General features: G+C 68.2%; 24 protein-coding genes. 10 read left to right on the top strand and 14 right to left on the bottom strand.

The features are described from left to right. Positions 1–14: 14 nt before the first annotated feature. A complete protein-coding gene (locus tag VKN16_05710) occupies positions 15–473 on the bottom strand; it encodes a DUF1134 domain-containing protein (GenBank protein ID HME93692.1) in 459 nt (152 codons plus the stop codon). Positions 474–639: 166 nt separating this feature from the next. On the opposite strand from VKN16_05710, the gene VKN16_05705 reads away from it, so the two are divergent. From VKN16_05705 to VKN16_05680, 6 genes are all read left to right on the top strand, one after another. Then, a complete protein-coding gene (locus VKN16_05705; protein HME93691.1) occupies positions 640–888 on the top strand; it encodes a hypothetical protein in 249 nt (82 codons plus the stop codon). Between the two features lie 138 nt (positions 889–1,026). Further along, entirely contained in the window at positions 1,027–1,647 is a 621-nt protein-coding gene (locus VKN16_05700) for a response regulator transcription factor (GenBank protein HME93690.1), read from the top strand. A 124-nt stretch (positions 1,648–1,771) separates the two neighbouring features. Further along, on the top strand, positions 1,772–2,143 hold the full coding sequence (locus tag VKN16_05695; protein HME93689.1) for a response regulator: 372 nt from the start codon (positions 1,772–1,774) through the stop codon (positions 2,141–2,143). 81 nt (positions 2,144–2,224) lie between these two features. Then, positions 2,225–3,478, top strand: coding sequence for a hypothetical protein (locus VKN16_05690; protein HME93688.1), 1,254 nt, complete (start codon positions 2,225–2,227; stop codon positions 3,476–3,478). Positions 3,479–4,160: 682 nt separating this feature from the next. Beyond that, positions 4,161–4,373 (top strand): hypothetical protein, encoded by a 213-nt coding sequence (locus tag VKN16_05685; GenBank protein HME93687.1) that lies wholly within the window; start codon positions 4,161–4,163, stop codon positions 4,371–4,373. A 265-nt stretch (positions 4,374–4,638) separates the two neighbouring features. Continuing rightward, positions 4,639–5,493 (top strand): hypothetical protein, encoded by an 855-nt coding sequence (locus VKN16_05680; protein ID HME93686.1) that lies wholly within the window; start codon positions 4,639–4,641, stop codon positions 5,491–5,493. A gap of 16 nt (positions 5,494–5,509) precedes the next feature. Here VKN16_05680 and VKN16_05675 read toward each other — a convergent pair whose 3' ends face one another. The 7 genes from VKN16_05675 to ydiK all read right to left on the bottom strand — a co-directional run bounded on the left by VKN16_05675 (position 5,510) and on the right by ydiK (position 14,410). Then, positions 5,510–5,848 carry an HdeA/HdeB family chaperone gene (locus VKN16_05675; protein ID HME93685.1) on the bottom strand — a complete coding sequence of 113 codons (339 nt, stop codon included), beginning with the start codon at positions 5,846–5,848 and terminating at the stop codon, positions 5,510–5,512. 651 nt (positions 5,849–6,499) lie between these two features. Then, a complete protein-coding gene (locus VKN16_05670; protein HME93684.1) occupies positions 6,500–7,912 on the bottom strand; it encodes an ammonia-forming cytochrome c nitrite reductase subunit c552 in 1,413 nt (470 codons plus the stop codon). 3 nt (positions 7,913–7,915) lie between these two features. Beyond that, complete coding sequence (nrfH, locus tag VKN16_05665) at positions 7,916–8,374, bottom strand: cytochrome c nitrite reductase small subunit (GenBank protein HME93683.1); 459 nt, start codon at positions 8,372–8,374, stop codon at positions 7,916–7,918. A 22-nt stretch (positions 8,375–8,396) separates the two neighbouring features. Next, positions 8,397–10,103, bottom strand: a complete 1,707-nt coding sequence (gene aspD / locus VKN16_05660) for an aspartate 4-decarboxylase (GenBank protein HME93682.1) — start codon at positions 10,101–10,103, stop codon at positions 8,397–8,399. A 15-nt stretch (positions 10,104–10,118) separates the two neighbouring features. Then, complete coding sequence (aspT, locus tag VKN16_05655) at positions 10,119–11,813, bottom strand: aspartate-alanine antiporter (GenBank protein HME93681.1); 1,695 nt, start codon at positions 11,811–11,813, stop codon at positions 10,119–10,121. A gap of 27 nt (positions 11,814–11,840) precedes the next feature. Beyond that, positions 11,841–13,193 carry an OprD family outer membrane porin gene (locus VKN16_05650; protein HME93680.1) on the bottom strand — a complete coding sequence of 451 codons (1,353 nt, stop codon included), beginning with the start codon at positions 13,191–13,193 and terminating at the stop codon, positions 11,841–11,843. Between the two features lie 140 nt (positions 13,194–13,333). Continuing rightward, entirely contained in the window at positions 13,334–14,410 is a 1,077-nt protein-coding gene (ydiK, locus tag VKN16_05645; GenBank protein HME93679.1) for an AI-2E family transporter YdiK, read from the bottom strand. A gap of 139 nt (positions 14,411–14,549) precedes the next feature. Between ydiK and VKN16_05640 the strand changes: the two genes are divergently transcribed. From VKN16_05640 to VKN16_05625, 4 genes are read left to right on the top strand one after another with little or no spacing between them, the layout of a single operon-like run. Further along, positions 14,550–15,053: a hypothetical protein gene (locus VKN16_05640; GenBank protein ID HME93678.1), complete on the top strand. Its 504-nt coding sequence runs from the start codon at positions 14,550–14,552 to the stop codon at positions 15,051–15,053. Positions 15,054–15,096: 43 nt separating this feature from the next. Next, positions 15,097–15,654 (top strand): lipid-binding SYLF domain-containing protein, encoded by a 558-nt coding sequence (locus tag VKN16_05635; protein HME93677.1) that lies wholly within the window; start codon positions 15,097–15,099, stop codon positions 15,652–15,654. 31 nt (positions 15,655–15,685) lie between these two features. After that, a complete protein-coding gene (locus VKN16_05630; protein ID HME93676.1) occupies positions 15,686–16,057 on the top strand; it encodes a hypothetical protein in 372 nt (123 codons plus the stop codon). Between the two features lie 2 nt (positions 16,058–16,059). After that, entirely contained in the window at positions 16,060–16,488 is a 429-nt protein-coding gene (locus tag VKN16_05625; protein ID HME93675.1) for a DUF2147 domain-containing protein, read from the top strand. 33 nt (positions 16,489–16,521) lie between these two features. On the opposite strand, the gene VKN16_05620 is transcribed toward VKN16_05625, so the two are convergent. From VKN16_05620 to VKN16_05595, 6 genes are read right to left on the bottom strand one after another with little or no spacing between them, the layout of a single operon-like run. Continuing rightward, entirely contained in the window at positions 16,522–16,752 is a 231-nt protein-coding gene (locus tag VKN16_05620) for a hypothetical protein (protein HME93674.1), read from the bottom strand. Positions 16,753–16,768: 16 nt separating this feature from the next. Beyond that, the gene (locus tag VKN16_05615) at positions 16,769–17,356 is read right to left on the bottom strand and encodes a PqiC family protein (protein ID HME93673.1); all 588 of its coding nucleotides are present in this window, start codon (positions 17,354–17,356) and stop codon (positions 16,769–16,771) included. Next, positions 17,356–19,062 carry an MlaD family protein gene (locus tag VKN16_05610; GenBank protein ID HME93672.1) on the bottom strand — a complete coding sequence of 569 codons (1,707 nt, stop codon included), beginning with the start codon at positions 19,060–19,062 and terminating at the stop codon, positions 17,356–17,358. The genes VKN16_05615 and VKN16_05610 overlap by 1 nt, the downstream gene beginning before the upstream one ends. Beyond that, positions 19,055–19,696 (bottom strand): paraquat-inducible protein A, encoded by a 642-nt coding sequence (locus VKN16_05605; protein HME93671.1) that lies wholly within the window; start codon positions 19,694–19,696, stop codon positions 19,055–19,057. The genes VKN16_05610 and VKN16_05605 overlap by 8 nt, the downstream gene beginning before the upstream one ends. Beyond that, the gene (locus VKN16_05600) at positions 19,696–20,337 is read right to left on the bottom strand and encodes a paraquat-inducible protein A (GenBank protein HME93670.1); all 642 of its coding nucleotides are present in this window, start codon (positions 20,335–20,337) and stop codon (positions 19,696–19,698) included. The genes VKN16_05605 and VKN16_05600 overlap by 1 nt, the downstream gene beginning before the upstream one ends. 12 nt (positions 20,338–20,349) lie before the next feature. Beyond that, complete coding sequence (locus VKN16_05595) at positions 20,350–20,814, bottom strand: hypothetical protein (GenBank protein HME93669.1); 465 nt, start codon at positions 20,812–20,814, stop codon at positions 20,350–20,352. Positions 20,815–20,893: the final 79 nt, after the last annotated feature.

Raw genomic sequence — 20,893 nt, 5'->3', positions numbered from 1 at the left:
CCCGCGGCGGTGGCCTATTGCTGGAGCTTGACCTCGACGCCGCCCTGCGCCAGCGAGAGCTTGAGACCCTTGTTCGTGGACGTCAGCGTCATGGTGACGCCGTTCTGATTCTTCAGCGCGCCGGTGCTGGCTCCGCCACCGACCGTCGCCCCCGCGCTGGTGAGCACGTAGTTGCCGTCGAAGTCCTCTACCTTCGTCAGATTCGAGACGTTCCCCTTGGCGGTCACCTTGGACACGCCCACGTCCAGGACGTCGAGCCCCTTGACGCTGAACTTGTACTTCTTGCCGCGATAGTCGAGCACCCCATCGCCCCAGCTCACCCCCACCCCGACCGCGACGGACTTGCTGGTCAGCGTGACGGTCCCCTTCGTGCTCTTGCTGGTCTTGTCCTGGGCGGGGGCGATGGACGTCACGGTCACGAGCGACGCCAAGGTGAGCCCCAGCACGGCGAAGCGCATCGTCGACTTGCGCATATGGTCCTCCGTCGAAGAAGTAGGGGTACGATCGGCCGATTGGCCTGACCGGAACGGTAAACGAGATTCGGCGCCCGACATATGGGACCTTGGTCGTACCGCGGAGTTGACCGTACGACCAAGGTCCCATGGCGACGGCTCGCGGGGTCCCCCAGTATCGGGAGGCGTGAAGGTACTGGTTGCGTTACTTGTGGTGGCCACCGTCGTGCTGGCGGGCCCGGCGGACGGGCAGGACCAGCCGCTTCCGGAGCCGGCGCTCTACGAGCTGGTCCCGGCCGGTGGGACGTATGCGATCGCGCGAGTGTGCTACACGAGCGAGGGCATCTGCGCGCTGCCCCTCACCATCGCGCCCGGGCGGCCGTGCGAGTGCCGTCGAGCCGACGGGAGCTGGGTGCCGGGCGTGTGCACCCACTGACACGCGGGGCGTCACGCTGACCCTCCTCGCGCCCTGCACCTCACCCTGACCGCCGGTGGTACGATCGGCTCTCCAAGGGCAGGAAGGACCCGGTGGTCCGGACCACAAGCGGCCCATGAGGAGACCGTAAAGCCATCGATGGATGAAGCGGTCGTGTACGTGGTCGACGATGACGCTTCCGTGCGTCGGGCGCTGTCTCGGCTCATCCACTCCGTGGGCCTCGAGGTGATGACGTTCCCGTCGGCCCAGGCCTTCCTCGCCTTCGCCGCGCCGGATCGGCCGGCCTGTCTGGTGCTGGACGTCCGCCTTCCCGGTCCGAGCGGCCTCGACCTCCAGGCCGCGCTGACGCAGGCCAATCGCAGCCTGCCAACCGTGTTCATCACCGGCCACGGCAACGTGCCGACCAGCGTGCGGGCCATGAAGGGCGGCGCGGTGGATTTCCTGCAGAAGCCGTTCAACGACCAGGAGCTGCTGGACTGCGTCCAGCGCGCGCTGCGGCGAAGCGGTGAGGAGCGGGCGGAGAAGGCGGAGCGGGAGGAGCTGGAGCGGCGCGTGGGGTCGCTCACGCCACGCGAGCGCGAGGTGTTGATGCTGGTGGTGGCGGGGATGCTCAACAAGCAGATCGCGGACAAGCTCGGGATCGCCGAGAAGACCATCAAGGTCCACCGGGGTCGGGTCATGGAGAAGATGCAGGCGGACTCGATCGCCGATCTGGTCCGCATGAGCGAAAAGCTCGCTCCCCAGCCGATGCGGTACTGACGGCCGGAACGGCCGGTCCCATAGGACCAAGGCCCCATATCCCTCGATCACGGCCCGGCAGACACTGGTATCCGGCGGGTCTCCCTCAGTGGCTCGAGGCGAGGCGCGACCGAACGATACGGCAATGACTCCGGTCATCGGCATCGTCGACGACGACGCCTCCATTCTCCGGGCCGTCCGGCGGCTCCTGGGGGCGGCCGGCTTCACGGTCAGGACGTTCGGCTCCGCGGAGGAGTTCCTGGCCTCCGACCACCCCGAGCGGATCAGCTGCCTGGTGCTGGACATCCATCTCAACGGCCTGAGCGGCTTCGAGCTGCAGGACCGCCTCCTGGAGGACCACATCGAGATCCCGATCGTGTTCATCACCGCGCACGACGACCTGCCGACCCGCGAGCGGGCTCGGCGAGGCGGCGCCTCGGAGTACCTGCGCAAGCCGTTCGACGAGCACTCGCTCATCGGCGCGATCGGCAAGGCCCTCGGCGGCACGCCCTCGTAGGATCGAAACCTGGCGTCGAACCGCGCGCGGGCGTGCTAGGATGCCGCCGGTCGATCTCAGCGCGGAGGTCCAGGCACCCACGTGAAAGCTCTCATCGCAGCGCTATCGACGCTGGCGCTCCTCTCGACGAGCGTGGAGGCGGCATCCCCGACCGGTTTCGAGGCCGAGCCGGTGCTCCGCGCCCAGGACCTGGTGGCGCCCGAGCTGCTGAAAGGGCCACACTTCAAGGTGGACAGCCAGGTCCCGGTCAAAGGCTTCCTCGCTCGCTTCACGATCCGCTCGGACTTCGGCACCTTCGAGGCGCACGGCATCCACATGCTGCAGGTGCGGGTGCGCGAGGTGGTCGCCCTCGGACAGCTCGGGGAGATGAGCAAGACGAAGCAGTTCGCCGACGCGGCCGGAAGGGCGGCCGCCCGCCCGGTGACGTCGACCGTGAACATGGTCGTCCATCCGGTGGAGACGATCTCGGGCATCCCGGACGGAGTGGGACGGATGTACGACCGAGTCAAGCTGGGAACCCAGAAGGTCTACGAGTCCGCGACCACCAAGGACACCAGCGACAGCGAGAAGGCGGCCGACGTCTCGAAGCGGGTGGGCGGCATCACGGTGAGCGCCCTCGGTTACGAGAAGGAGCGCCGGGATCTCGCCAAGGGGCTCGGGATCGACCCGTACACCACCAACGAAGTGCTGGCCAAGAAACTGGACGACATGGCCTGGGTCGCCTTCTCCGGCCGGATGGGTATCCAGACGGTCACGTCCATCTTCGTGCCCTACTCGATGGCCATGTCGGCGGTGACCATCACCAACACCGCGGTCTACGACACGCCGGCCGGCGATCTGATCAACCAGGCGCAGGCCGCCTTCGTGGCGACCGGCGCCCCGGACGCCACGATCGCGGCCCTGATGAAGAACCCGCAGTACTCGCTGAGTGTCCTCACCGCTCTGGCCCAGGGCTGCCAGCGTCTGAGCCGGGTGAAGGGCGTGGCTTCGGTGGTGGCCTTCGCCTCGATCGCCCGCACGCAGGACGAGACGCGCCTGGTCGCGGCGGCGGTGAACATGCTGGCCCGCCACCACGAGAGCGTCCAGGCGCTGGCCCAGCTGGCCGCGCCGGGGCCGATCATCGGGCGGACCATCTCCGGCGCGGTGGTCGTGCCCGCGCCGGTGGACTACGTGGCGTGGACGGCCCGCGCGGGCGGCTTCGCCGCTCGCGAGGACCTGAGAGCCCAGAGTCGGACGGTCTGGCTGTCCGGTCGGATGTCGCCCCGGGCCGCCAAGGAATTCAAAGCACGCGGCTGGAAGGTCGACGAGAGCTACTCGATCGCGGCCGAGCGCTAGTCCCGGGCACCGGCGGTCTGAGCGACTTCGAGCGGCAGGCACGATCCCGACCGTCTTCGCACCGCCGACGGGCGTGGAGGGCGACCCGTCCGGGACAGATCGACCGCCACGCCCCGTCCTGAGATCCTGGCGGTCTCTGCCTTTACGTCCCGTCGAGGATGCAGCTCCCGCCGGGGAGGTACGTGCCGCCCTGATACGCGCAGATATCCTTCGCGTTCTTCGTGGCGGTGCTGCCGCCGCTACCCGACATCGAGCAGGTCTCCTGCGCTTGCGACCATGTGCCACCGTGCGCTTGACACGACTTCGCCATGTCCAGCTTGAGCTTTCCAGTCGCGCATCCGGTCAGCGACACGGCGAGGACCGTCGCCAATGTCAGACCACCCAACAATCTCCCCTGTTGCATGTGAGCCTCCTGGCTGGTCTATGTGTGGGTTGCCCCGGCGAGCTCGGGACCCCAATAGTCCCGCCGTCGCCCTACCACTGGAAGCTTGAGAGGAGGAGCTGTACCTGGGAAGCGCAGCAAGCATCAGCACCGCCAGCAGCGGAACGAGCGCCGACGTCCGCCACAACCGTCTTCCACCTACGGTCCACCTCATCCGCCGCGCTGCTTCCTGTTGGGTCTCGGTGTCTACCGTAGCGTGCCTATTCGTGCAGCACCGGCTGGACGACTTCGGGGGAGAGGATGGTCCCCGTCGCGGCCGGGCAGTTTCATCTCGAACTGGCCGCGGGTCACCACGGTCTGCATCGCCATGCCCTGCTTGTTGTCGAGAAACTGGGCCTGGCTGGCGCACCCCACCCGGCCAGCGCCACCACGAGGATCAGCGACGACGTGAACAACCTCAGCATCAGCCCCCTCCCCGGCGTCCTGGTCGCGTCGACGCGAAACGTGGCGTGACCTTCGCAGAACACCCGTCGCCGCGCCATTGGACCTTGGTCCCATCGCAACGCCTCGGCCGCCGGGAGATGATCAGTCGATCCAGTCCAGGAGGCCCACGATGCGACAGATGCTCCGTGCCCTGAAGTGCTCCCGGATCGTCGCGGCGGCGCTGGTACTCGGCGCCGCCGGTGTCCCCTGCGGTCCGATCGCCGCTCACGCCCAGCCCCCCGCGGATCAGGTGCTGACCGACGTAGGGCTGTCTGCGGACGATAAGCGGCGAGTCTTGAACGGGGAATTCGTCACCGCTGACCTCGGCGCGGTGTCTGAGCGGGACCTCGCCTTCTCCATCGCCTTCCTCGTCAAGACGTCTCCCGACGACCTGGCCCGGAAGATCGTGGCCGGCGACCTGATCGCCGCCGACGAGCAGGTGAAGGAGTCGGGCGTGATCAGCCCCAACGGCACCCTGGCCGACTTCGCCAAGCTCGACATCTCGAACCAGGCGGCGCAAACCTTGATTGGGGCGAAGGCGGGCGAGGCGCTGAATCTCAGCGCGAGCGAGATCTCCGGCTTCGCGATTCTCCGGGGCGGTACAACGCACTCGGTCCAGCAGCAACTGCACCGCATGCTCCTGGCGCGCTACCAGGCGTACCGGGCGTCCGGACTGGGCGGCATCGCGCCCTACGACCGCGGAGGGAGCACCACGGACCTGGCGGCCGATCTGCGGAAGGCCGGTCAGTCCACGCGGCATCTGGCGAACTACGCGCCGGCGCTCCACGCCGTTCTCCTCGACTACCCGACCGCGACGGTTCCCGGGATGCGCGAGAACTTCTACTGGCTGAAGTACAACATCCAGGGCAAGGAGACGTACGTCCTGGCTCACGTGCTCGCGGCCTCGGAAGGCGCGGCGCGAGTCGTCGTCCAGCGCCAGTACTACGCCAGCACCGGCTACAATGGCGAGCAGGCCCTCGCGGGCTTCCTGCCTGTCCAGGAAGGCACCGTGGTGGTGTACGGGGCGCACGCCTTCACCGATCAAGTGGCCGGATTCGGAGGCTCGATGAAGCGCAGCATCGGGCACCGCGTGATGGCGGACCAGATGAAGAAGCTCTTCGAGGAGGGGCGCGCGCAGGTCAGCAAGTGACCGCGCGCCGCCTCGGCTAGCGCCGCCAGGCGCGCTTGAACGCGTTGATGAGGGTCAGCTTCGGATCCTGCTGACAGAGGCGCACGACCTCGTCGATGCGCGCGGCCACCGACGCCGCGTCCCAGACCGCCGTCGTACGGGTCCCGTCGAGGTAGCCGTTCATGTAGATCAGGACCCGATCCCGCTCCTCACCGGTGGCCAGTGCCGAGAAATCACCACAGGTGAACTTGTTGATCTCGACCTTGCGCGGGGGAATCTCGATGGACTGCGCGGCCGGGGGCAGCACCAGGCCCGCGAGCAACGCCGCCGTTGCCATCCACTTCAACGACGAGACCGTCAGCGATCTGATGACCATGGGACCTGATCTCCTCCCGGCACATTTTAGCCCGCGCGCGGGCCCACTGACGTATGATCCGCCACGCCCGTGCGGACGGTAGAGTTCGAGCTCATCTCGACCCTGCTGGTTTCGATGGGCGTGCGGTTCGTGGGACGTGGCCTGGCGGTCCGGGTGCCCGTGCTGGCCGGCTGAACATCCCGGCTCCGGGCATCGGCGGAGGGCTGGTGGCGATTCGCCCGGCGGCCTGCCGGTACTTCGGCCCGGCCGCCCGTGACCGGCGCGCGCGCCCCCCGCCGAAGAGGTGACGGAGGGAAGTCACGATGGCCACCCGCTCGTTGACCGTCCGCCTCCGCCGCTATCGCTTCGGCGGGCTCTTCTGCGCCCTGTTGCTCACGCTCACGGGGCACGCATTCTTCACCACCCTGCCGCTCGGCGCGAAGCCCAGCGAGTGGCTGCTGGCCGTGAGCCTCGCCGCCATCCTCCTGGCCAGCGAGGCGCGACCGCGCGCGTTGATGGTACTGGGCGCGGTCCTGGCCTTCGCCCGTCTTCCCCAGTCCCTGATACTCAGCGGAGGAGTTCGCGCGCTACATGGAGGAGCGAGCGAGGCGACGCCGCAATCCGCCCTCCTCGTCGCGGTAACCGCGCGTCGATCGCTCGGCCGCGGTCGCGCTAGCGCTTCCGCATCGCGCGCTCGGCCTCGAGCTGGCCCTGGCGCGCGTGGTCGATGACCTCGCCGAGGATCCGCGCCAGCTCCTGCGGGGCGTGGAAGCCCATCGAGTTCTCCGCGGCCACGAAGTCGAGCCGCCACTGCGCCTTGCGCTGCTCGGCCGCCGCGACCTGCAAATCGCCCTCGCCCGCCCCCGCCTTCCTGGCGGCGACGATGGCATCCAGCATGTCGGTGGTGGCGTGCGCCGCTCGCTGCATGAGCGCGTAGTGGCGGTCCTGGATGTTGAGCACGCGCGCCTCCAGCTCCTTCTCGGCGATCGAATGGCAGGTCTGGCAGGCTCGATTGATGTTGAGCAGCGGGCTGCGGACCCAGTGGTCGCTCACCTTCGTGGCGCCCACCCGCTCGTACGGCATGTGGCAATCCGCGCAGGCCACGCCGGATCGCGAGTGCACCCCCTGCGACCATACCTCGAACTCCGGGTGCTGGGCCTTCAGCACCTTGTTGCCGGTCTCCGCGTGGACCCAGTCCGAGAAGCCCTCCTTGTCGTAATAGGATTCGATCTCCTCCACCTTGAGACCGTTCGCCCACGGGTAGGTCACGATCTTCCCCGGCCCCTTGAAGTAGTACTCGACGTGACACTGCCCGCAGACGAACGAGCGCATCTCCTGCCGGGTGGCGTCGCGGTTCGGATCGTAGTCCGCGATGCCCTCGTGGGCCTTCAGCGCCTTGATGCCCGCGATGAAGCCGGGCCGGGTCACGCGCACCGCCATCGTCTTCGGGTCGTGGCAGTCCACGCAGGCGACCGGATGCTGGATGAGCGTCTGGCCCTTGTCGTCCTTCATCCCCCGGGCTTCCGCGTAGGGCATGCCCGAGACCTGCTCGAAGCCCTTCTGGACGTCCCCCTTCCCGACGAAGCGGTAGAGCGCGAGGTTCGACGCGTGGCACTGCAGGCACGCGCCCGGCTGCTGCCGCTCGGTCACCCGCCGCGTCTGCTCTTGATCGAAGAGGGCGTAGGCGTGGCCGCGCCGGTCCCGGTAGTCCAGCGCGAAGGCGTAGCCCGCGAAGATCCGCTTGAGCCACGGATCCCGTTCGAGCTTCTGCTCGGACGGGCCGGCGTCGCCGCCCGCGAGCCCGCGCCCGCCGTACTTGGTGGTGGTCGGGAGCGAGGTCTTGAGATAGGAGTCGTACTGGGCGGGCCAGTTCTGGCCCCACACCTTGGGGTCCATCGTGTCCTCGGTCACGTCCACGACCCGCACGTATGTCTGCCGGGCCTCCTGCTTGCGCTCGAAGATGTTCGTGAGCAGGGCCAGCAGGAGCACGGTGAGGCCGGCCACCGCGGCCAGGCCGAGCAGCGGCAAGACCCAGGGCCGCCGCCGCGGGCGGGATTCGGGGCTGGGTAGCATGTTCACCCTCACGTCTCAGCCTCCGGCGCCGTGTCCGGCGCCGGCGTGACAGTGGAGACAGTCGAGCGGGCCCCGCATGGGGCCGGGTCCCCCGACCACCGCGTGGACCAGCCCTTCGTGGCAGCGCACGCAGTTCACGCGGACGATGTCGCGATCGCGCGGGGTGATCTCGATCGGCTCCTTGAAGTTCTGGAGCGTGAAGGCGACCGAGTGCCGGAATCCGTGCTCGGCCTTGGCCGCCCACTTCGAGAGGCCCGCGTGCGGCAGGTGACACTCCACGCAGGTGGCAGTGTGCCGGTGGCCGCTCTTCAGCCAGGCGTCGAACTGCGGGTTCATGATGTGGCAGTTCACGCACGCCCTCGGATCGGTCGAGAGGTAGGAGAAGCCCTTCGCGTAGACGAACGTGAACGCGCCGATGCCCACCGGGATGCCCACCAGGCAGGCGAGCAGGACGGCGAGACTGGCCCGGTTCACCGCGGCCGACGGCTTCCCGGCGTCATCGGCGCTTCCGCGCCTTCGCCTTCGCGGTCGTGGCCTTCGCGGGCATGGCCTTCGCCTTCGTGAGCTTCGGCAAGGCAGCCGCCCGCGTCCCGGCCGGGGCGCTCTTGCCGGTGGCCAGCTGATACGCCTGGTAGTACCCGCGGGTCACCGCCCGCACCGCGCGCCCGATGTCGTCGTAGACGTCGTCGTTCAGGTTGGCGAACGACACGCGCACCGACCAGTCGGGCGCCTCGAACCCGCCCCCGTTGAGCAGCACGATGCCGTGGTCCTCGGCGAGCTTGAACACGATGTCGAGCGGATGGACGTTGGCCTTGACCCACTTGACCACGTCCTCTCCCGCGTACTTGCGGATCCAGAACTCGAGGTCGACGAGCCCGTAGTAGTCGTCGAAGAGGGGATTCGGCTGGACGTCGATGCCGAGGCCCTCGATCGTCGCCCACACCCGCCGCTTGACGATGCCCATGCAGGCGGCCTGGTAGGCCTTCTTCTCGTCCATCAGCTCGGAGAGCGAGAACAGCGTCATCATCACCTGCTGGGGCAGCGACAGGCCCGCGGTGTGGTTCAGGGCGATGTCGCGGCTGTCCGCCACGATCCGATCGATGAACTTGATCTTGCGGGGCTCGAGGGTGAGGGCTCCGTAGCGCTTGTCGAGCTTCTTCTGGATGGCCTCCGGGTGCTGGGCGATCATCCGGTCGAAGATGTTGTCCTCGTGGACCGCGACGACCCCGAGGCGCCAGCCGGTGCAGCCGAAGTATTTGCTGTAGGAGTACACGCCAATGGTGTTGCGCGGGAAGGCCCCCAGCAGCGAGCGGAAGCCGGGCACGAACGTCCCGTAGACGTCGTCGGTGAGCAGGATCAGCTCGGGCCGGGCCTTCAGGATCGCGCCGATCTTCTTGATCGTGTCCTCGCTGATGGCCATGGCGCTCGGATTGCCCGGGTTGACCAGGAAGAACGCCTTGATCTTCGGATCGAGCAGCTTCTTCAGCTCCTCGTCGGTGTACTGGAAGCGGTTCTCCTGGGGGGCGCGGACGTGGACCAGGTTGAGGTCGTAGTCCTCGAGGTGCGGCATTTCGAGATAGGGCGTGAAGATCGGCACGCCGAGGGCGATGGTGTCTCCCGCGTTCAGGAGACGGTTGGACTTCATGGATTTGAAGATGTAGCACATCGCCGCGGTGCCGCCCTCCACCGCGTAGAGCTTGAACGTTCCCGTCGGCCGCGGCGTCCCGCACATCGCCCACTGCAGGTATTCGTGCACGACCTGCTCGTTGTGGACCAGCATCCGGTCGGGCACCGGGTAGTTGTCGCCGATGATCGAGTCCACCAGCTCGTGCACGAACGCGTCCGGCTGGAACCCGAACTTCTTCACCGCCCACGGCACCATCGCCTCGAGGAAGGCCGCCCCCGGCATGTCCCGGTGGGCGCGCAGCCAACCCTCCAGGCGGTCGGCGATCCCGGGCGCCTTCGGCATGCCGCCGACGCCGGCGGGGAGGTCGAGCACGCGCTTGCTCTCGGTGATGGCGAACTGACCCAGCAGGAAGAAGGCCTCGCGCGGGGTGGTGGCGATCCAGTTGGGATTGCCGCGGCCCGCGTTCAGATAGGCCAGTGACGAGGCCTTCGCCGCCTTCTGCGCCGCCTTGGCGAGGAAGTCCTTGATCTCGAACGGGCTGAGGGTCTCGTACTCGCGAAGGGTCAGGACGTCCATTGGTCTCCTCCCGACTCAGGTCAGCATCATGATGATGATCATGCCCCAGATGGTGAGCAGCGTGTTGCCGACCGCGTAGGTCACGGTGTAGCCGAGCGCGGGCACCTGACTCTTTCCCTGTTCGCAGATCATGCCGAGCGCGGCGGTGGTGGTGCGCGCGCCCGCGCAGGCGCCGAACAGGATCGCCGGGTCGAAGCGGAAGATGAACTTGCCGATGAGCATCGCGAGGATCAACGGCACCGAGGTGGCGAAGATGCCCCACAGGAACAGGCTGAGGCCCTGGGTCTTCAGCCCGTTGACGAACCCCGGGCCCGCCGAGATGCCCACCACCGCGATGAACACGTTCAGGCCGACGGAATTCATGAACCACACCGTGGAGGACGGGATGCGCCCGAAGAAGGGCCTCGTCGACCGCAGCCAGCCGAACACGAGGCCCGAGATGAGGGCCCCGCCCGCGGTGGACAGGGTCAGCGGCACGCCTCCCACCTTCCAGACCAGCGCGCCGACCAGCGCGCCGAGGGTGATCGCCCCGCCGATGAACGCGACGTCCGCGACGTCCGACGGCCGGTCGGGCACGCCCAGGTCCCGGACCGCCGCGGTGGTGTCCTGGGTCCGGCCGACGAGGGTCAGGATGTCTCCGCGGTGGATCCGGGTGGTCGGCAGGATGGGAATGGAGACCGCGGTGGCGCCCCGGGTGATCTTCCGCAGGTAGACCCCGCGCGCGCTCGGCCGCTTCGCCAGGTCGGCGAGAGTCTTGCCGTCGGCGTCCTTGCTGGTCACGTACACGTCGACGCCCTCGACCGGGACGCTCAGCAATTCGGGATCGTCCACCTCCTGGGCGGCTTCCCCGATGACCTTCACGAGGACCTCGCGGGCTCCCACGACGGCCAGCACGTCTCCGTCCCGGATCACGGTATCGGCGGTCGCCTCCTCGATCGTGCCGTTGCCGCGCCGGAGCCGCGCGATGAAGACCCTGGCGTCGGGCACCATCGCCTCCGCCTCGGCGGCCCGCATGCCGATTGCCCTCCCGCCCGGCCGCACCCGGAACGCGCGCAGCTCCCAGCGGTGCCACGCCGTGCCCGCGCCGCCCTGCGCGGTGCCCGCGCTCTGCCGGGCCTCGTATGCCTTGCAGGCCGCCGCGAGATCGATCCCGAGCAGCGGCGGCCCGATCAGGGCGAGCAGGATCGCCGAGCCCACCGTGCCGAAGATGTAGGTGACCGCGTAGGCGATCGGCATCGCGTCGAGCAGCGCCTTGGCTTGCTCGGGCGGCAGTCCGAGGCGATTGATGGCGTCGGTCGCCAGGCCCATCGACGCGGAGATGGTCTGGGAGCCCGCGTAGAGGCCGGCGGTGTAGCCGAGATCGTAGCCGGCGAGCTGGCTCGCCACCACCGCGGCGCCCAGGCAGAGCACGCAGACGACCACCGCGAACAGCGCCTGCGGCACCCCATCCTTGGCGATGCCGCGTACGAACTGCGGCCCGACCCCGTAGCCCACCGCGAACAGGAACATCAGGAAGAAGACCGACTTGACGTTGGGCGAGATGGTGATGCCGAGCTGGCCGATCAGCACCGCGGCGAGCAGGGTCGAGGTCACCGCGCCCAGCCCGATGCCGCGGATCGTGAACTTGCCGACGTAGTAGCCGACACCGAGCGCGAGGAAGATCGCGATCTCCGGGTAGGCGCGCAGCGTCGTCGCGAACCACTCAAACATGGAGGCCTCCGTTCACGAGGATCGACACTAGATCAGGTCCCGCTCCCAGTTGAGGATGAGACGGAACTGGTAGCCGAGAGTGCCGGCGTTCTGCTGGTCGAGGATGGCCGAGCGGGCCCGGAACCACATGCCCTTGAGGAAGCCGGGCTCCCGCCACGCCGGCCGCCAGTCCACGGTGAGATCGTACTCGGCCTGATTCGGCGCCTTCTGCCGGGTGGACGGGTTGATCGCATCCCACCCGTAGACGACGTTGGCGTTGGCGCTGAGCCCCTGCACGATCGACCCGGGCAGGACGTAGGCGGCGCCGATCAGGATGGCCTTCTCCCGCGCCCGGTTGAAGTCCTGGTCGATCATGGACAGGTATCCGGGGAAGGTCCCCCATGGGCTCTGGATGGTGTTGCCCGCCCCGGTGATGGAGAAGGCCGTCGTCAGCGTGATGTCGCGCCACGTGGCCTGCACGCGCGCGCCGCCCTGCTGGGTGGCCCAGTACCGGCCGTCGGCCGGAGCCAGCAAGGCATCGCCCACCGCCCGCTGGTCGGTGAACTGCGCGCCAACCCGGAGCTTCCAGTCCTCGCTGAGCGTGTGGACGTAGTCGGCTTCGCCGTAGACGGTGTTGAAGGTGTTGACGCCGTACTGGTTGCTCACGTCGATGCGGAGATTGGGGATCGGCGTCAGCCGCACTCCGGCCAGCCCGACGCCGTCGTCGCTGTTGACCGCTCCCGCCTTCTCCGACATGCTGACGAACTCGTCGGAGTTCCGGGCCTTGATCTGCCAGAGGAAGCCCGCGAGGTACTGCAGCCAGCCGACCTTGCCTCCGAGGGTGACACCCTCGAAGGTGTTGGGGGTCATCCGGTTGTCCTGCGGGTTGATGTAGCCCTGCTCGACCAGCTGCCGGTAGCCCTTGAGCAGGGCGTAGTCCTTGTATCGCAGCGCCCCCCAGGCCTCGCCGGGCACGTAGTAGCCCTGCTGCCCGGTGTTGAGCAGGAGCGTGCCGTCGCGGTCATCCGGGGCATAGAGCGGGGCCGAGCCGTACAGGGTCGCGCCCATGGCGAAGGTATCGAGCAGCCAGCCGGACTGATAGCTGACCCAGCCGCCGAAGGCCCACGCCTCGTTGACGGTGTCGTTGGGGTTGGTGCGGTTGAAATAGTAGCTGCGGAAGTGCAAGCGCAGGTCGGTGTCGGCCAGGAACGACCACGGCAGGGTCCGCACCTTCTCCCTGACCGGCTGGAACAAGGCCTCGATCGGCGAAGGCACCGGCGGGGGCGGCGGTGCGTCGTCGGCCCCGGCCGGGCGCGCGCCCAGCAGCGCGCCGATCAGGAGGCCGCTCACCAGCGCTCGAGTCCAGCGCCGGCCACGCACGGTCTGGATCGTAACGGTCATTGGACTCCCTCCCCTCGGCGGCCGTGTCGATTCGGCCGTGATCGGGGTCACTGTGAACCGGCCGGATTCGCGAAGTCCCGATGGAAATCGGAAATTTCTCCGCGCCGTAGCTCCACCACTCGTGGCCGAGGGGGAAACGGTCAGCCTCTCGGCTCTCCGGGGCGGGCCACCCACGCCACGAGCAGCGTGTAGGTGACCGCGAGCACGACCGGACCGACGAACAGGCCGACGATCCCGAAGGCGACGAGCCCCCCGAGCACTCCCGCGAAGATGAGGACGAGCGGCAGGTCGGCGCCCCGCTTGATCAGCACCGGGCGCAGGACGTTGTCGAAGCTGACGGTGATGACGGACCAGATGAGCATCACGATGGCCCACAGCGTCTGGTCCCTCCAGTAGAGCCAGATGACCGCGCCGAAGAGCACCGGCCCCGCGCCGATCTGAGCGACCGCGAGCAGGAACATCACGGCGGTCAGGAGGACCGGATACGGCACCCCGGTGATGGCGAGGCCGATCCCGCCGATCACCGACTGCACCAAAGCCGTCACCACGATGCCCAGCGCGACGGCGCGGATGGCCTGCCCGGACAGGATCACCACCTGGTCCCCCGCGTCGCCGGCCAGGCGGCGCGCGAAGGCGCGCACCCCGTCGGCGACGAGCTCGCCGTGCGCGTACAGGATGGCCGCGATGATCACGGTGAGGACCAGGTCGAGGAGCAGCAGCCCCAGGCTCCCCGCCTTGAAGACGATCCAGGCGCCGATCGCCCGGAGATAGGGACCGATCTGGGCGGCGATGTCCTCGGGCCGGCCGGCGGCGAGCTTGCCCCACTCCCCCGCGAGCCTCTGGCCCACGAGCGGCAGGCCGCTGACCCACACCGGCGGACCGCTCGCCGCGCCCACGACCACGCCCTTCGACCACTCCACGACTTCGTCCGCGTGGTCCACCACCACGACGATGGCCACCGCGATCGGGGCGATGACGATGACCAGCATCGCCACCGTCATCAGGGCCACCGCGAGAGCGCGCCGGCCCGCCAGCCGCCGCTGGGCCGCGCGCATGGCCGGCCAGGTCGCCACCACGATCATGGTGGCCCAGATCAGCGCCGGGAGAAACGGCCGCAGCACCCAGAGGCTCGCCGCGATCAGCCCGCCCAGGGCGAGCACGGCGAGGAGAATCCGGGTGACGTCCCACGTCGGGAGCGTGGCTCTCCCCTCGGTCACGGACCGCATGGAAACACAGAGGCGGGAACGGGGGTATAGGACCAAAGTCCCACTAGGCCCGGCTGACTGCTTTCGCCATACTCCCTGGTTGGAAGAGTCGCCGTACACCGCTTCGTGCCGGCCGAAGGGAGCGCCACCGATGGGACGTCGAGCCTGTTGCCTGTTGTTGATCGGAGCGGTCCTGACCGGTTTCACGCACGGCGTGACGTGGGCGCAGGACAAGCCCGCGGACAAGCCGGCCGGCCAGCCGGCGGACCAGATGGATCTCCTCCGGGAGAAGGCGCGAGCGGACAAGCGGCTGCTCATCTCGGACGCGCTCGCGCTGACCGAGGGTGAGGCGAAGACGTTCTGGCCGATCTACAACGCGTACCAGAGCGACATGGTCGCCCACTACGACAAGATGCTCGCGATGATCGATCGCTTCGCAAAGTCCTACGAGTCGATGAGCGACGCCACCGCCACCACGCTCCTGAACGACTACCTGGCCCTCGAGGCGAGTCACGTCGCGATCCTCAAATCCTACGTCCCGCGATTCGAGAAGGTGCTGCCCGCCAAGAAGGTCGCCCGGCTCTATCAGGTCGAGAACAAGCTCCGGGCCCTGGTGAACTTCGAACTCGCCAAGCAGATTCCCCTCGTCAAGTGAGCTGGGCCACCTCAACCTGTCGGTAATCGCGGGAGAGCGGACGATGTTCAACACTCGACTCGGAGCGGGCCTCCTCGCGGTGGTGCTCGCCATCGGACTGACGACGACGACGCGACCCGCGTTCGCGGCCAGCGCGGCGGAGATCAACCGCGACGTCGACCGAGCCCTGCGGGACCTCTACGCCCAGGATCCCAAGGCGAAGGAGCTCACCAATCGGGCCAAGGCGGTCCTCGTGTTCCCCAGCATCTACAAGGCCGGCTTCATGTTTGGAGCGCAGTACGGCGACGGAGCCCTTCGCCAGAAGGGCAAGACGATCGGTTACTACAACTCGGTCGCGGCCTCGTACGGCCTGCAGGCCGGGGTCCAGAAATTCGGCTATGCGCTGTTCTTCATGACCGCTTCCGCCCTCGAATACCTGAACAAGAGCGGCGGCTTCGAGCTCGGCACCGGGCCGAGCATCGCCGTGCTCGATACCGGTGCCGCGACCGCGTTCACCTCCACCACGCTGCAGAGTGACATGTACGCGATCTTCTTCGACCAGAAAGGACTGATGGCCGGACTCGGGATCCAGGGCTCCAAGATCAGCAAGATCAACAAGTGATGCACGCACCGCTCCACGAAGGAGGCCCATCATGAAGGCCACCCTCGGACTGCTGCTCGTGAGCACGATGATCGCGGTGACCGCCTGCGCGTCGTCGGGACCGGCCGCCCCGCCGAGTGTCGACGTGACCGGCACCTGGATTGGCACGTGGGCCTACGAGAACGTGAGCGTGGGATCGGGGGACGTTCGGGGAACCCTGAAGCAGAGCGGATCGGTCGTGAGCGGCGACTTCAACGTGACCGGCCCCGTGGTCAACAACGTGGCGAATGTCAGCGGGATGGTGTCGGGGAACACGATCCGGCTCGAGTCGCCGTCGAGCGGCTGGCTGACCGTGACCGGCAATCAGATGACCGGCAAGATCAACGGGATCAACGTCGCGAACGTGACCCTGCGCAAGCAGTAGTCATGAGGCGATCGCTGCTCGTCGGGACGCTGACCGGCCTTCTCACCGCTTCCCTCGCCTTCGCGGCCGAGTCGCCGGCCGGCAAGTGGAAGACTGTCGACGAGAAGACCGGCAAGGTCGTCTCCGAGGTCGAGCTCTACGAGCAGGGCGGCAAGCTCTTCGGCAAGATCGTCGGCCTGACCGACGCCGTCAACGCGCAGGGCCAGCGCAAGAAGTGCAGCGCCTGCACCGGCGAGGACAAGGACCAACCGATCGTCGGGCTCGTGATCATCAAGGGCTTGAGTCCCGACAAGGATCGCTACAAGGGCGGCACCATCCTCGACCCGGACGACGGCAAGGTCTACAAGGCCGAGGTCTGGGAAGAGGGCGGCACGCTGAAGGTCCGCGGCTACCTTGGCGTCTTCTACCGCACCCAGACCTGGGTCAAATAGCCATCGCGTAGCCCGCGGCTTGCCTCGACGCCGCTACTTGTTCGACGTGTAGCCCTTGTTCACCATGCACTGCCGGTATTGCACCTGATCCACCGTCATGGCGGCGCCGGCGCCGCGCATGGTCTGGGCGTCGAAGAGGCAGTCCGCCGAGTCCTTGTTGGCCTGCTCCTTGGTCCCGCCCGGCTTCGCCCACTCGTCGGACGCAGACGAGGCGCAGCCGGCGAGCACTCCGAGCAGGATCAGCAGCGTGACGACCTTGAGCATGTTCTGGCTCCGCATTCTAGCGCGGAACACTGTCCAGCGTCCGCACCGTGTTCGCGATGTCCTGGCTGAGGCGCCCGATCGCGCGGCTGTGGGCGGCCACGAGCGCGTCGTAGCCCCGCTGCGCTACCGGCTCCCGCACCGTGGTGCGTCCCGTCTCGATCTTGCCGTCCTTCACCCGTCGCACCAGCCAGGCTGCGTCCAGCATCGCCGAGTCACCCGGCGTCGATTCGAAGCGCTGCACCTCGATCGCCACGCGGAAGTCCGAGTCCACCCCGAGGGTTTGCGTGACCCGCGGGGCTCCGAGCAACGCGACCAGATTCTCCGCCACCGCCCGGGAGATGTTGCTCTGCAGGGGCGACGCCCAGCGATTGAACTCGTCGACCTCCACCTGGTTGGCACCCGTGTTCACCACGATCTGCGGGCGATCGACGGTGCCCGGCACCGAGACCGGCCCGACCGCCAGCGAGACTGGCAATGGCGTTGCCGCCGGGGCGGCCGTCACGGTCCCGCTCAGCGTATAGAAGCGCGACGCCGGCGTGGATCCGCATCCGGCCACCAACCCGGCCAGGGTGCAGAGGGCAGCGATGGCGGCGCCGGGTCGCATCACTGAGCCCCGTTCTTCCCACGGATCAGCGATTCGGGATGTCGCTCCAGATAGTCGGCGAGCACCCGGACCGCGCGCGCGGCGCGCACGATCTCCTGGAGTGCGTCGCGGAGCTCCTGCTGGGCCGGAGCCTCGGTGCCGACGAGGGTGGTGTCGGTGTTCTTGAGGACGCGATCGGCCGAGGCGAGCACCCGGCGCGCCTCGTCGAGCGTCACCCCGAGCTGGTGGTCCACCGCGCCGAGGAGCTGGTTCGCACTATCCACCGTGTTCTTCAGCTCTGGCACGAGCGTCGCGTCCACGGAGGCCATGAGCTTGCTGGCGCTGGTCACCGTGCTCTCCAGCTCCTTGCCGATCGCGTCGAGGGGCAGGCGGTCGAGCTTCGCGAGGATGCTCGTGAGCTTGGCCTCCAGATCCGGAACCGTGCTCGCCACCACCGGCAGATCCAGCGGATCCTTGCTCCAGTCGACCTTCGCCCGGGGTGCGTTCGGGAACCGGTCCACCGCGACGAAAAGCTGCCCGGTGATGAGATTGCCGCTGCGCAGCTGAGCTCGCAGCCCTCGCTCCTCCACCTCGCGCTTCACGAAGGCGAGGCGGGTGTGCGCATCGCCTTCCACCAGGGCCTTGAGCGCGGCCTGCTGGCCGGCCGGAGTGACCCGCTCCACGAGCCGCTCCGGGAAGAACGTGATGACGACGCGGGGGCGCATCGAGCCGGTGATCATGTCCACGCTCAGACCGACGTCGACCACCTCGCCTGCCGGCAGGCCGAACAAGAGCACGGGCGCGCCAACCGATAGTCCCCTCACCGTCTCGTTGAAGTAAAGGACATAGCGGCGGCTGATGGTGTCGGGCTGCTTCATCGCCTCGGCGCGGTCGCGGTGGAGGGAGAACCACGCGTTCGCGTCCGCCGGGGCGCTGGCCGGCACGTACGGGGGCGTGTCGAACGCGAGGCCGCCGGCGAGCAGCGCGACCAGGCCTTCGGTGCGCACGTCCACTCCGCCCGCCCCGAGCGTGACGTCCAGACCGCTCGCGTTCCAGAACCGCGTCTCGTGGGTCACGTACTTGTCGTAGGGCGCATTGACGAATACGGTGATGTCGATGTTCTTGCCGTCGGGGGCGAGATCGTACGTGATGACCTGACCGGCCTGCAGGCGACGGTAGTAGACGGGCGCCCCGGTGCCCAGCGATCCCAGGTCACTGGCCTTGAGATGGAAGGCCTTGCCCGGCTGGCCCGTGCTGACGGGAGCCTCATCGAGGCCGGTGAAGTGCCGCTGGCTCTTGGTCGACTGGCCGGGCTGCAGCCCGATGTAGTTCCCGGACAGCAGGGTGCCGAGCCCGGAGATGCCGCTGAGGGTGATCCGGGGCGAGACGACCCAGAACTTGGCATCCTCCACCATCAGGCCGGCGGCGCTCTTCGTGATCTTCGCGGTCACTTCCACCTTGCCGTAGCCGTCGGTCAGCACCACCGAGGACACGTGCCCGATGTTCACGTCCTTGTACTTGACGAACGTCTTGCCGGCCTCGATACCCTCCGCATTCCTGAACACGATGGTGACGGTCGGCCCCTCGGTCATGAGCCGCTGGATGGCGATGCCGAGGCCGATCACCGCGGCCAGGATCGGGATGATCCACACAACCGAGATCTTCGTCCGCCGCGGGCGCGACACGGTGGCCTGCGGCAGATCGCCGCGATCGACGGGCTCAGGCATGACTCACCTCCCAGCGGCGGCCGGCGTCCCAGATCAGGCGAGGATCGAAGCACCGCACCGCGATGACGGTCAGGATCACCACCGCCATGAAGAAGACCACCCCGGGCCCCGGCTCCACCGACATGAGCGGCTGCAGCTGCACGAGCGCAACCGTGAAGGTGTCGACGAACACGTCCAGCATCGACCACCGACCGATGATCTCGATCATCCGGTACAGCCGGCTCCGATCGCGGTTGCTCCGGACCGAGCCCCGCTGCACCGTGATCAGCAGGTAGGCCAGCGCGATGAGCTTCCCGAGGGGGATCATCACGCTGGCGACCAGCACGACCAGGGCGAGCGGCCACGAGCCCGAGGTGTACAGGAAGATCACCCCGCTCATGATGGTGTCGGCCTCGGATCCCGTCACCGTGTTGGTGTGAAGCACCGGCAGGACGTTGGCCGGAATGTAGCAGATCGCCGCGGCGACCAGGAACGCCCAGGCATACTGGATCGAGTTGCGGCGCCGCCAGACCAGCTCCGCCCCGCAGCGCGGGCAGTAGCCGGGGTCCGACGGGTCGGCCGGTCGCGACAGCAGCCGGCATGTCTCGCAGGAGACGAGGCCGGCCTCGGCCCCGCTCAGGGCCACCGCTGCCATCACGCCGCCTTCGGGTGGTACGTCCCGTCGGCCCACTCGACGCGCTGCCAGATCTCCTCGGGGTCGAAGCTCACCATGATCGCGGGCAGCAGACCGATCAGCGCGCCGAGCGCGAACATCCCCACGTCCGGCGTCACCGTCGCGAGCTCCGCGATCTTGATCAGCGACACCAGCACGCCGAGCAGCATCACCTCGTTCATCGACCAGGGCTGCATGACGTCGGCCCAGCGCATCAGCTCGGCCACCCAGTGGGGCGCGGGCGGGCGTCGCGCCGCGAGCAGGACGGTCAGCATGAACGCGATGTAGACCGCCGGCGCCAGCACGACGCAGAATGCCACCGTGACCGCGGTCCCCGGAAAGCCCTTGACCCACATCTCGTAGGCGCCGCCGATCACCGTCGTGCTGGCCGAGCGCCCGACCACCGCGAGGCTCATCAACGGGATCGAATTGGCCACGACAAACGCCACCGCCGCCGCGAGGGTGAGGGCGAGCGGACGATCGAGCGGATCGGCCGGACGCGTGGCCAGCGTCTCGCCACAGCGTCGGCAGCGCGCCTTGCCGCCGGGAGGCAGCCGCGGGATGCGCTGGAGCAGATCGCAGCCGTGGCAGGCCGCCGTCTCCAGATCTTGCGCGCGGCTCACAGATGACGCCTCCTACTTCATGCGCTGAAATGACACGAGGAACGTTTGCCCCAGGGCCGCCTGAAAGTATTCCCCACCGAGCTCGTCCCGCTTCGCGTTGTAGGACAGCGTGTAGGTGCTGCCGGGGTAGCCGGGAGCGCGGAGCTCGACGAGGAGCTTCACCGTCGACCCCTGGCGCGTCGCTTCGGCCCGGGCCACGTTGATCGGGCGGGGGTTGAGATACGTCGCCTCGACCGCGCCGTCGGCTACCCGGATCTCGAGGACGTACCCACCGTCGAGACGGAGCCACCGGCCGGTCAGCGCGGCGAGTCCGGGATCGGCGCCCGCGACTCGCTGGTCTCCCCCGCGAAGCGCGAAGAGGATGGCAAGAATTGCGACCGCCAGCACGATGCCCGCCGCGACGAGAACGCCTCGGCGCCCGATCGTCGGCGAGACGGAGCGGCGGTCGGAGCGCTTCAGGACCCTGGCCCTGCTCATATCACCTTTCTATTCCAGGCCGGCATAGGTCCGGAGTGTGGTCTTGTAAGGCCAGCGGGAGCCGACGCTCAAGGACTAG

It is taken from the genome of Candidatus Methylomirabilota bacterium (genome assembly GCA_035315345.1).
In the GTDB taxonomy this organism is placed as follows: Bacteria; Methylomirabilota; Methylomirabilia; order Rokubacteriales; family CSP1-6; genus CAMLFJ01.
The sequence above is the reverse complement of the archived record's forward strand: the minus strand, read 5'-3'. Positions and strand labels throughout refer to the sequence as shown.